The organism is Bradyrhizobium sp., assembly GCF_028868675.1.
Lineage (GTDB): Bacteria > Pseudomonadota > Alphaproteobacteria > Rhizobiales > Xanthobacteraceae > Bradyrhizobium.
Window position 1 is genome coordinate 1 of sequence record NZ_JAGWUA010000178.1, and the last position, 9,931, is coordinate 9,931.

At 67.1% G+C, this 9,931-nt stretch carries 13 protein-coding genes and 1 pseudogene; 11 read left to right on the top strand and 3 right to left on the bottom strand.

Translation table 11 applies throughout. The features are described from left to right. Nucleotides 1–1,020 (top strand): HD domain-containing phosphohydrolase (locus KGM94_RS19690; protein WP_300263185.1); only part of this gene is annotated, 1,020 nt, incomplete at its 5' end. Between the two features lie 158 nt (nt 1,021–1,178). On the opposite strand, the gene KGM94_RS19695 is transcribed toward KGM94_RS19690, so the two are convergent. Both KGM94_RS19695 and KGM94_RS19700 read right to left on the bottom strand, forming a co-directional pair. Then, the gene (locus KGM94_RS19695) at nt 1,179–2,759 is read right to left on the bottom strand and encodes an AMP-binding protein (RefSeq protein ID WP_300263187.1); all 1,581 of its coding nucleotides are present in this window, start codon (nt 2,757–2,759) and stop codon (nt 1,179–1,181) included. A 110-nt stretch (nt 2,760–2,869) separates the two neighbouring features. Then, nucleotides 2,870–3,280 carry a VOC family protein gene (locus tag KGM94_RS19700; RefSeq protein WP_300263189.1) on the bottom strand — a complete coding sequence of 137 codons (411 nt, stop codon included), beginning with the start codon at nt 3,278–3,280 and terminating at the stop codon, nt 2,870–2,872. A gap of 124 nt (nt 3,281–3,404) precedes the next feature. Between KGM94_RS19700 and KGM94_RS19705 the strand changes: the two genes are divergently transcribed. The 10 genes from KGM94_RS19705 to KGM94_RS19750 all read left to right on the top strand — a co-directional run bounded on the left by KGM94_RS19705 (nt 3,405) and on the right by KGM94_RS19750 (nt 9,688). After that, nucleotides 3,405–4,379 (top strand): tripartite tricarboxylate transporter substrate binding protein, encoded by a 975-nt coding sequence (locus KGM94_RS19705; RefSeq protein WP_300263191.1) that lies wholly within the window; start codon nt 3,405–3,407, stop codon nt 4,377–4,379. Nucleotides 4,380–4,458: 79 nt separating this feature from the next. Then, nucleotides 4,459–4,722 (top strand): DUF3551 domain-containing protein, encoded by a 264-nt coding sequence (locus KGM94_RS19710; protein ID WP_300263193.1) that lies wholly within the window; start codon nt 4,459–4,461, stop codon nt 4,720–4,722. A gap of 105 nt (nt 4,723–4,827) precedes the next feature. Beyond that, nucleotides 4,828–5,274 (top strand): metalloregulator ArsR/SmtB family transcription factor, encoded by a 447-nt coding sequence (locus KGM94_RS19715; RefSeq protein WP_300263195.1) that lies wholly within the window; start codon nt 4,828–4,830, stop codon nt 5,272–5,274. Then, nucleotides 5,274–5,618, top strand: coding sequence for an SRPBCC domain-containing protein (locus KGM94_RS19720; RefSeq protein WP_300263197.1), 345 nt, complete (start codon nt 5,274–5,276; stop codon nt 5,616–5,618). Before KGM94_RS19715 ends, KGM94_RS19720 begins: the two co-directional genes overlap by 1 nt. 18 nt (nt 5,619–5,636) lie before the next feature. Further along, the gene (locus KGM94_RS19725; protein WP_300263198.1) at nt 5,637–6,374 is read left to right on the top strand and encodes a thioredoxin family protein; all 738 of its coding nucleotides are present in this window, start codon (nt 5,637–5,639) and stop codon (nt 6,372–6,374) included. Between the two features lie 368 nt (nt 6,375–6,742). Further along, nucleotides 6,743–7,360, top strand: a complete 618-nt coding sequence (locus KGM94_RS19730; RefSeq protein WP_300263200.1) for a hypothetical protein — start codon at nt 6,743–6,745, stop codon at nt 7,358–7,360. Further along, nucleotides 7,347–7,721 carry a transcriptional regulator gene (locus tag KGM94_RS19735; RefSeq protein WP_300263202.1) on the top strand — a complete coding sequence of 125 codons (375 nt, stop codon included), beginning with the start codon at nt 7,347–7,349 and terminating at the stop codon, nt 7,719–7,721. Before KGM94_RS19730 ends, KGM94_RS19735 begins: the two co-directional genes overlap by 14 nt. Nucleotides 7,722–7,751: 30 nt before the next feature. After that, entirely contained in the window at nt 7,752–8,486 is a 735-nt protein-coding gene (locus KGM94_RS19740; RefSeq protein WP_300263204.1) for a di-trans,poly-cis-decaprenylcistransferase, read from the top strand. A gap of 81 nt (nt 8,487–8,567) precedes the next feature. Next, the gene (locus KGM94_RS19745; RefSeq protein WP_300263205.1) at nt 8,568–9,266 is read left to right on the top strand and encodes a DNA-3-methyladenine glycosylase I; all 699 of its coding nucleotides are present in this window, start codon (nt 8,568–8,570) and stop codon (nt 9,264–9,266) included. Then, nucleotides 9,263–9,688, top strand: a complete 426-nt coding sequence (locus KGM94_RS19750; RefSeq protein WP_300263207.1) for a hypothetical protein — start codon at nt 9,263–9,265, stop codon at nt 9,686–9,688. The genes KGM94_RS19745 and KGM94_RS19750 overlap by 4 nt, the downstream gene beginning before the upstream one ends. Before the next feature lie 106 nt (nt 9,689–9,794). On the opposite strand, the pseudogene KGM94_RS19755 reads toward KGM94_RS19750, so the two are convergent. Continuing rightward, nucleotides 9,795–9,931, bottom strand: a pseudogene (locus KGM94_RS19755) (ISAs1 family transposase); the annotation flags it as partial.

Consider the following 9,931-nt stretch of genomic DNA (forward strand, 5'->3'; position numbering starts at 1 on the left):
CTCGCGAACATCCTGCAGGCGGTCGGCGAGGTCTCCACCGTCTCGACGCAGGCGATCCCCGAACAGCCGGGGCGCGACCTCTCCGGCATCGTGGTCGACATCAACCTGCGCTCGCCCGAGAGCGTGCAGCGGGTGCGCAACAAGCTGCGCGCCGAGGCCTATCGCACCATGCCGCGCCTGTTCGTGCTGGCGGACGCGCTGCATCACGGCACCATGCAGGCTTGGGCGCTCGGCGCCACCGACACCATCTCGCGGCCGCTGCAGCCGGAAGCGATCCTGCAGCGCATCCGCGCCGCGTTCCCGGACACCGCCGCCTATGACGAGACCGATCGCGGCAAGGCGCTCAACCGCGGCGTCGAGGCGGCGCATGCGGTGCTGGTCAAGATGTTCGAGAAGCTGCCGCTCGGCACGCCCCTGACCTTCGACGACGTCGTCGCCGCCGAGAACAAGATCCTGAAGGCCATCAAGCATTCCTCGCTGCGGGAGTGGCTCACCACGGTCGGCTGCCACCATGTCGGCAGCTACCGGCACTGCCTGTTCGTGACCGGCTTCGCGGTCGCCTTCGCCCAGAATCTCGGCATGCGCGAGGACGACCAGCGCCGCCTGACCCGCGCCGCGCTGCTGCACGACGTCGGCAAGGCCTTCGTTCCGACCGCGATCCTGGACAAGCCGGGCCCGCTCACCGACGAGGAGATGAACGAGGTCCGCCAGCACCCCCGGCGCGGCTACGAGGCGCTCGCGGCGCAAGGCGGCTTCCCGCCGGAGATGCTCGACGTGGTGTTGCATCACCACGAATTCCTCGACGGCAGCGGCTATCCCAACAATCTCTCCTCGAACCAGATCAGCGACATCGTGCGGCTCACCACCATCGTCGACATCTATGCCGCCCTGGTCGAGAAGCGCGCCTTTCGCATGCCCTTCACTCATTCCCGCGCGTTCGAGATGATGGAAGGGATGGGCGGCAAGCTCGACCAGCAATTGCTGCAGGCCTTCCGCCCGGTGGCGCTGGGATCGTTCTGAACCACCTGCCTCGCGCGTTGCGCGAAGCCGAAGCTGAAATCGCTGTTGCAGGACGGCGAGGCGAAGATGACGCGGGTCTATTTCGTCAACGGCCCGAGACACTGCCGATCAGATTCGAGAGGGGTAACGCCGTCATTGCGGAGGGGTGCCGCCGGGGCTCACCCCAGCATCTTCCGCAGCTCCGCCTTCGCCACCTTCTCCAGCGTCGAGCGCGGCATGTCGTCGACGAGGAGGACCTCCCGCGGCACCTTGAAATCGGCGAGCGCGGCGCGGCAGGCGGCCGTCACCCTGTCCTTGAGGTCGGCGGGCGCGTCCGCGACGCCGCCTTGCGGGATGATGAAGACCACCGGCACTTCGTCAAGCATCGGATGCTTCTTGCCGACCACGGCGGCCTCGCGGACGCCGGCCACCGTCGCCACCACCTGCTCGATCTCGGAGGCCGCGACGTTCTCCGCGCCGACCTTCAGCATGTCCTTGGCGCGGTCGCCGAATCGGATGAAGCCGTTCTCGAGCAGCGTGACGCGGTCGCCGGTGATGAAATAGCCGTGCTCGTCGAAACTCTCGCGCGTCGCCTTCTCGTTGTGCAGATATTCGGCGAACAGCGACAGCCCGGGAACGCCCTTGATGAGGAGATTGCCGGTGCCGCCGACCCCGGTCGGCGTGCCGTCGTCCTCGACGATGCGGATCGCGTATTCCGGTGCGGCGCGGCCGATCGACATCGGCGTGTTGGGCTGGTCGACCTCGCCGACGATGCCGTGGGTGATGGTCTCGGTCATGCCCCACCAGCCGATGGTCTTGATGCCGAACACGGCGAATGGCGGCGGCTCGTTGACCGCGGTGCCCCACAGGCGGAACTTGTGGTGCTTCGGGATCTCGTGCTCGAGCAGCGCCTTCATGCAGAACGGGATGGTCGAGGTCCAGGTCGCGCCGTGCTCCAGCGCCACGCTCCAGAACCGGCTCGCGGAGAAGCGCGGCTGGATCACGCAGGACCCGCCGACCCACAGCGTCGCCAGCATGGAGTAGGCCAGTGCATTGGTGTGGAACAGCGGCAGATAGGTCTGGTGCACGTCCGTTGCGTGCAGGTCCTCGTGCGCGGCGTTGATCTTGGCGCCCCACAGCGCATTCGCGTGGGTCCACAGCACCGCCTTCGGCCGCGAGGTCGTGCCGGAGGTATATTGCACGCTGCAGGGCGCGAAGGGATCGGTGGCGCGCCGCGGCCGGTCGGCGCTGTCGGCAAACAGCGCCTCGAAGCGTTCGCCGCGCGACACCGCCTGTGCGGGCGCTGCTCCCGCGTCGTGCGAGATCACGGCCATCCAGCGCAGGTCGCGGCAATGGGCCGCGATCGTCTCGGCATAGGCCGGCTGCGTGATCGCAGCGACCGCTCCGCAATGCCCGGCGAAATACTCCATCTCCGCCGGTGCCGAGCGGGTGTTGGTGGTGACCGCGATGGCGCCGAGCTCGACGCAGGCGAACCAGGCCAGCACCGCCTCGATGCAATTGTCCAGATGAATGAGCACGTATTCGCCGGGCCTGACGCCGCGCTTCGCCAGCCCCGCGGCGAGCGCGCCGACCCGGTCGTGGAATTCGCCATAGCTCCAGCGCCGCGCCGGCGCGTCGAACGGCGCCCAGATCAGGAACGGATGATCGCGCCGCACCTCGGCGCGCATCTTCAGGAGCCAGGGCACGTCCATACCGTCGAACGGGCCGACGATCCCCGGCGCTGTCTGCGAATTCGGCATGTTTCCTCCCGTGCAGCCGGCCAGGCGGAATTTGCCGGCTGCCTTCAGATTATCGTCGAAGGACTTACTGCCATCGGAGGGCGCGCAGATCAAATGCGTCGTGAGAGCCATCAATCCTCATACGACGCGATCTCGATCAGGCTGCCGTCGGGATCGCGGCAATAGACCGAGCGCAGGGTGCCGCGGGCGCCCTGCTTGGGAACCGGGCCTTCCTCGATCGCGATGCCGTTCGCCTCGAGATGCGCGACCACCTCGTCGGGCGTGGCGGTGGTGAGGAAGCACAGGTCCTCGCTGCCGGGGGTCTCATGGTCGGCGGTAAACCACTCCACCTTGTCGGCGTTGTGCGGGCGCACGTTGATCTTCTGATCGCCGAACGACAGCGAGGTCCGCGGCGCTTTGCCGCCGCCGGGATCGAACACCCGCGCTTCCATGCCGAGGATCTTCTGGTACCACGCGACGGTGCGGGCGACATCAGTGACGTTGATCACGAGATGATCGAGCGAATGGACCTTGACCGGCATGCGTCATCCTTTCGTCGCGATGCATTGCGCGCACTTCTCGTGCGCGGCCGGCCTTGTTACAACGCGCCCCTGAAGGCTTCAACATCGAGACGTCAAACGAAAACGGGTAGGGAGAAACCTCGAGATGATCACACGCCGCACCGCGCTTGGCCTGCTCGCCGTCGGCCCCTTCGCGACCGCGCCGCTGTCGAGCGCGCTGGCCGCCGACTATCCGGCGCGTCCGGTGAAATGGGTGGTGGGCTATCCGCCCGGCGGCGCCACCGACATCCTGGCGCGGCTGATCGGCCAGCGCCTGTCGGAAAAGCTCGGCCAGCAATTCGTGATCGAGAACAAGCCCGGCGCCGGCAACAACATCGGCACCGAGTCCGTGGTCAATGCCGAACCCGACGGCTACACCATCCTGCTGGTCAATCCGGCCAACTACATCAACGCCTCGCTCTACGCCAACCTCAAGTTCAATTTCGTCCGCGACGTCGCACCGGTGGCCTCGTTCCAGCGCGTGCCGAACGTCATGACCGTCAACAAGGACGTCCCGGCGAAGAACGTCGCGGAGTTCATCGACTACGTGAAGGCCAATCCCGGCAAGGTGAACATGGCCTCGTCCGGCAACGGCACCTCGGTTCACCTCTCCGGCGAGATGTTCATGGCGATGACCGGCACCAAGATGCAGCACGTGCCCTATCGCGGCGCAGCCCCCGCGCTCACCGATCTGATCGGCGGCCAGGTGCAGGTGATCTTCGACAACATGCCCTCGGTGATCCAGCACATCCGCTCCGGCGCGCTGCGCGCGCTCGGCGTGACGACGGCGAAGCGTTCGCCGCAACTGCCGGACGTGCAGGCGGTGGCCGAAACCGTTCCGGGCTACGAGGCGAGCGCGCTGTTCGGCATGGGCGCGCCGAAGAACACGCCGAAGGAGATCATCGCCAAGCTCAACGCCGAGGTGAACGCGGTGCTCGAGGAGTCCGAGATCAGGAAGAAGCTGGTCGAGCTCGGCGGCGAGCCCCTGATCGGAACGCCGGAGGCGTTCGGCGACATGGTCAAGGCCGAGACCGACAAGTGGAAGAAGGTGGTCGACGGCGCCGGCCTCAAGGTCGAGTAGCGGCCTCGTGAGACGGTCGCCGTTGTGGCGACGGGACGCCTGCCCTAGCTTGCGGGCTTTCCGGGAAGAGGAGAAGTCCATGAGCAAGTCGCGATACGCAGTGCTGGCGTCGGGTGCGTTGGTGCTCGCCGCCCTTGCGGGCACCGGTCCGGCCGCGGCCCACGACTACCCCTGGTGCGCCCAGGGCGGGGAGTATGACTATCCCGGCGAGTGCGCCTATCAGACCTATCAGCAATGCCTCGCCAGCGTGTCCGGGCGCCTGCTCTATTGCGGGCCCAATCCGCGCGTCGCCTACCGCCAGGCGCCCCCGCCGCGGCACAAGCGGCGCCTCTATCCGGATTGACCGCATCCCGGCGCCCGTGGAATTCGACGGGACGATCGCGCCATCACGCGTTTGTGCGCGCGCCGCAGCCTTGACCGTCCGCGCGCCGGCTCTATACTAAACTTCATGGTTAAGTATCGGGACGAGACGCTGGATCGAACCTTTGCGGCGCTGTCCGATCCGACGCGGCGCGCGCTCCTGGCGCGCCTTCGCGCGGCGGAAAGCCTGTCGGTGAGCGAGCTGGCGGAGCCGTTCGCCATGTCGCTGCCCGCGATCATGAAGCATCTCGACGTGCTCACGGATGCCGGCCTGATCGTGCGGGAGAAGACCGGGCGCACGGTGGCCTGCCGGCTCACCGCCAGGCCGATGGAGCAGGCGATGCACTGGCTCGAGCGCTATGCGCGCTTCTGGTCCGACAATCTCGACCGCCTCGCCGCCTTCGTGGAGGAGACCCCATGGCCACCGACAGCGCCGCCGCCCGTTCCGCCGAACGTCCGAGCCTCACCCTCACGCGCCGGCTCCGCGCGGGGCCGGAGAAGGTCTACGCCGCGTGGACGAATCCCGAAAACCTAGTGCAGTGGTTCGGGCCGTCGGGCGTGCAGCCGGGTTCGACGCGGGCCGATCTCGACGTCCGCGTCGGCGGCCGCTACCGGATCAGCTTCAAGCGCAACGACGGCGAATATTTCGAGGTCGGCGGCATCTACCGCGAGGTCGTGCCGAACGAGCGGCTGGTGTTCTCCTGGGCCTGGCACTCGACGCCGGAGCGCGAGTCGGTGGTGACGGTCTCGCTCAAGCCCGACGGTGCCGGCACGCTCCTCGTCTTCCATCACGCAGAGTTCGCCGACGAGACCGCGCGCGACAACCACGAGCGCGGCTGGAGCCAGTTCTTCGTCAACCTCGACAATTTCCTCGCCTGAGCCGAAAGGAGCATTCCCATGCAGCAGCATCAGGTCGTTTCGCGCGACGAATGGATCAAGGCCCGCAAGTCCCTCATGGCGCATGAGAAGGAGCTCACGCAGGCCCGCGAGCGCCTCGCCGAGGAGCGGCGCGCGCTTCCCTGGGTCGAGGTCGACAAGGCCTACGTCTTCGACGGGTCGAACGGCAAGGTCGCGCTCGCCGACCTGTTCAAGGGCCGGCCGCAGCTCGTGGTGCAGCACGTCATGTTCGCGCCCGACTGGGACGCGGCCTGCAAGAGCTGCTCGTTCTGGGCCGACGGTTTCGAGCGCATCATCCCGCATCTCGCCGCGCGCGACACCACCATGGTCGCGATCTCGCTCGCGCCGGTCGCAAAACTCGAGGCGTTCAAGAAGCGGATGGGCTGGACCTTCGACTGGGTCTCCTCCGGCGGCAGCGACTTCAACTACGATTTCGGCGTGTCGTTCTCGCCCGACCAAGTCGCCAGGGGCGAGGCCAGCTACAATTACGGCACCACGCCGCTCTACGGGCCCGAGCTGCCCGGCATCAGCGTGTTCTATCGCGACGGGGCCGGCGGCATCTTCCACACCTATTCCTGCTTCGCCCGCGGGCTCGACATGATGAATACCGCCTACCAGTATCTCGATCTCACTCCGCTCGGCCGCCACGAGGACGCGCTGCCCTATCCGATGGACTGGGTCCGCCTGCGCGACCAGTACCAGCCGGAGGCTGCGAAGGCGGGCTGCTGCCACGGCTGAGGCCGCATCGCGTCGGCAGCTCCACAATGCGTGGTCATCGCGACTGATCCGTCCATCAACTCCCGTAGCCCGGATGGAGCGCAGCGAAATCGGGGATTGCGCGTACGGCTGGGCCCCGGATTGCGCTGCGCTCCATCCGGGCTACGGCGCTGCCACGGGTGAGGGAGAGCGTCTGGCATAGGGGGCCGTTGCCGCGCAGTGCGAAAAGGCGCCGGTCTGGTCGTTGCTGAAGGCGCCGCCGATCCAGTTGCCGATGTTGACCGAGCGAGGGGGCTTGTCATCACTTTGCGGCACGGTATACTTTGTAATACAAAGCAAGATCGAGTCCCTCCGGACGCGAAGGGCGTAGCGAGGTTTTGGCGTTGCAGATGCGCGATCTCGACAAGGCGCTGGCCGACATCGGGGCGATCCGCAGCCAGATCGCGGCCGGCACCGCATTCCGCGGCTACGGTCCCGCGACCATGGCGGCGACCGGGGCGACCGCGCTGGTCACGGCGCTGCTGCAGGCTCTCTGGCTCGACGATCCCACCAGCCGGCCGCTCGCCTTCTTCCTCGGCTGGGGCGTTGCCGCCGTCCTGTCGGGCCTGATGGTCTGGATCGAGATGCGCGCGCGCTCGCGCCGGCATCATTCGGGTCTGGCGGACGCCATGATCCACCAGGCGATCGAGCAGTTCCTGCCCGCCGGCGTCGCCGGCGTGCTGCTCGCGGCGATGATGTGGAAGTTCGCGCCCGAGACGCTGTGGTTGCTGCCGGGCCTCTGGCAGATCCTGGTGTCGCTCGGCATCTTCGCCTCCGTCCGCTCGCTGCCGCGCACCGTTGCGCTCGCGGGCGCCTGGTATTTCGTGTCGGGCTTCGTCGTCGTGGTGCTGGCGAGCCAAAACCACGCGCTCTCGCCCTGGACCATGGGCCTTCCCTTCGTGATCGGCCAGTCGGTCATGGCCGCCATTCTGCATTTTGCGTCCGGAGACAACGATGTCGAAGACTGACAACGCGCCGTTCTCCTATGAGGGGCTGGACCGCGTCATCCACGAGAAGGCAAGGCTCGGACTCCTGACCTCGCTGATGGCGCACCCCAAGGGACTGGCGTTCGCCGACCTCAAGCAGCTCTGCGGCCTGACCGACGGCAATCTCAGCCGGCACCTGGCGGTGCTGCAGGAGGCGGGCCTCGTCGAACTCACCAAGGGCTATGAGGGCAACCGCCCGCATACCAGCTGCCGCCTGACAAAGGCCGGCCGCCGCCGCTTTCTCGATTATCTCACCGTGCTGGAGCGGCTGGTGCGCGACGCCGCCAAGGCCGCAGGCCGCGAGGCGCCGCCGCTCGGCCGCCTCGGCATCGTATCGACCTGACCGCCCATTTTTTCGACCGGAGACTTTGCGATGCAAAGTGACGTTGCGACCCGCCTCAGCGACAGGCTTCACGTCGGCATCATCATGGACGGCAACGGAAGATGGGCGACGCGGCGCGGCCTGTCGCGCCTGCGCGGCCACGAGGCCGGCGTCGAGACCATCCGCCGCATCCTCGAGGTCGCGCCCAGGCAGGGCATCGGCACGCTGACGCTCTACGCGTTCTCGACCGACAATTGGCGCCGGCCGAAAACGGAGGTCGCAGCCTTGATGGCGCTGTTGCGCATCTATCTCGCGAGCGAGGTGCAGGAACTCGTGCGCAACGGTGTGCGTCTGACCGTGATCGGTCGGCGCGACCGGCTGCCCGACGGCATCGCCGCCGCGATCGCCCGTGCCGAGCAGGCGACAGCGGATGGCGATGCGCTGCACCTGCGCATCGCGGTGGATTATTCCGCGCGCGACGCCATCCTCAACGCCGCGGCGAAGGCCGCCGCGCTGACGAGCCTGACGCGCGAAGCGTTCTCGCAACTCGTCACGGGCGAGGCGGATTTGCGCGACGTCGACCTCATCATCCGCACCAGCGGCGAGAAGCGGTTGTCGGACTTCCTGCTGTGGGAGGGTGCCTACGCCGAATTGCACTTCACCGAGCGGATGTGGCCGGAATTCGAGGCGAGCGATCTCGCCGAGGCGCTGGCCGCCTTCCATGGCCGCGAGCGCCGCTTCGGCGGCCTGCAGGCGTTGCCGCTGGAGCCCGCACCGAGCCTCTAGTGTGCGCAGCGCGGTGCCGCTCCGGGACTGGACGTCTCCGGCAAAGTCTGGTGTCGTGACCGCCATCAGGCGAGCATTCCGATGACCCCGTTCAAGACCATTCGCGCCCGGGCCGAGAAGCGCAAGGGCGGCGCCAAGGCGCTGGAGAAGCTGCTGCCGACAAGGCCCGATGCGAAGGCGCTCGCCAAACTGCCCGATGATCGCATCCTCGCGGAGATGGTCAGGCGGGTGTTTTCCGCCGGATTTGCCTGGAGCGTGATCGAGCAGAAATGGCCGGGCTTCGAGCAGGCCTTCCTGCAGTTCAAGCCGGCCAAGCTGAGTTTTCAGCCTGAGGAGTTCTGGGAAGGCCTGATGCGCGACCAGCGCATCGTGCGCAATGCCGCAAAGATCCTCTCGGTGCGCGAGAACGCGGCCTTCGTGCAGGAGATCGCGAGCGAGCACGGCAGCTTCGGCAGATTCCTCGCGAACTGGCCGTCCTCGGACGAGGCGGGCCTGCTCGAGCTTCTCGCCAGGCGCGGCAGCCGGCTCGGGGGCAACACCGGCCAGATGCTGCTGCGCTTCGTCGGCTGGGATGGCTTCGTCACCTCGAGGGACGTGGTGGCTTGCCTGCGCGACGCCGGCCTCGACGTCGCCGAGGAGGTCAAGTCGAAGGGCGATCTCGCCAGGGTGCAGGCCCAGTTCAACGCCTGGGCGAAGGAGACGGGATTGCCCTATGCGCACCTGTCCCGCATCTGCGCGTTGTCGATCGGGGAAAACCGCGGGGATAGCCAAGAGAGATGATCCCTGCGTCGCGGGATCAAGCCGGGCTGCACCTGCAGGCTCAGGCGCCTGTGGGGATCTACCTGCTGATGGCGTCCGTTGGAGCCCGGGCGATCGTGGGCGTCGTTGTCCGTTACCGCGTCACCCTGCAGCAGCGCGCGATCGGTTTGGGAGTGCTGTCGGCCGACTCGAACAAGTGGCTGTCGTATGAGCCGCTGACCGGCGCTGCGTCCAGCGAGATCGAGGGAAGTTTCGCCGGTTTGGTCGAGCCCGGCAGCCACTTCGTGATCGACTCGCAGGGAGTCGACGGTGAGGTCAAGGTCGCTGTCGACAAGCTGGAATGGACCTTTGTGTGTCCTCGCCCCGTCCGGCTCTTCGATCTGCTGTTCAACAAGCCGACCGTTCCCGCGACCCGTTGCGCCGCGGGTGACGTGCCGGGTTGACCGATTCCCTGCATCTGGCGCCGAGCGGCGAGTCCTTTCCCGTCGACAGGATAGATAGGCGGTGCCATCGAGCCCGCGCCTCTCGGGCCAGGGCACCGAATCCGGGTTAACGTGATAGTTGGCCGAGGATGTCTGCGAGGTAGGTGGTATCCCATCCGGCGCACTTGCGCCTGAGCTTGATGGATCGCTTGTCGTTGGTTGTTCGGACGAGATTGATGGCGAAGTGTCTGACGACGGCCATGT

Excerpts from the sequence above, each read along its gene's own strand:
- KGM94_RS19730 (WP_300263200.1), top strand. The coding sequence starts at position 6,743 with ATGCGCGATCTCGACAAGGCGCTGGCCGACATCGGGGCGATCCGCAGC.
- KGM94_RS19725 (WP_300263198.1), top strand. The coding sequence starts at position 5,637 with ATGCAGCAGCATCAGGTCGTTTCGCGCGACGAATGGATCAAGGCCCGC.
- KGM94_RS19750 (WP_300263207.1), top strand. The coding sequence starts at position 9,263 with ATGATCCCTGCGTCGCGGGATCAAGCCGGGCTGCACCTGCAGGCTCAG.
- KGM94_RS19745 (WP_300263205.1), top strand. The coding sequence starts at position 8,568 with ATGACCCCGTTCAAGACCATTCGCGCCCGGGCCGAGAAGCGCAAGGGC.
- KGM94_RS19700 (WP_300263189.1), bottom strand. The coding sequence starts at position 3,280 with ATGCCGGTCAAGGTCCATTCGCTCGATCATCTCGTGATCAACGTCACT.
- KGM94_RS19735 (WP_300263202.1), top strand. The coding sequence starts at position 7,347 with ATGTCGAAGACTGACAACGCGCCGTTCTCCTATGAGGGGCTGGACCGC.
- KGM94_RS19695 (WP_300263187.1), bottom strand. The coding sequence starts at position 2,759 with ATGCCGAATTCGCAGACAGCGCCGGGGATCGTCGGCCCGTTCGACGGT.
- KGM94_RS19705 (WP_300263191.1), top strand. The coding sequence starts at position 3,405 with ATGATCACACGCCGCACCGCGCTTGGCCTGCTCGCCGTCGGCCCCTTC.
- KGM94_RS19715 (WP_300263195.1), top strand. The coding sequence starts at position 4,828 with ATGGTTAAGTATCGGGACGAGACGCTGGATCGAACCTTTGCGGCGCTG.
- KGM94_RS19740 (WP_300263204.1), top strand. The coding sequence starts at position 7,752 with ATGCAAAGTGACGTTGCGACCCGCCTCAGCGACAGGCTTCACGTCGGC.
- KGM94_RS19710 (WP_300263193.1), top strand. The coding sequence starts at position 4,459 with ATGAGCAAGTCGCGATACGCAGTGCTGGCGTCGGGTGCGTTGGTGCTC.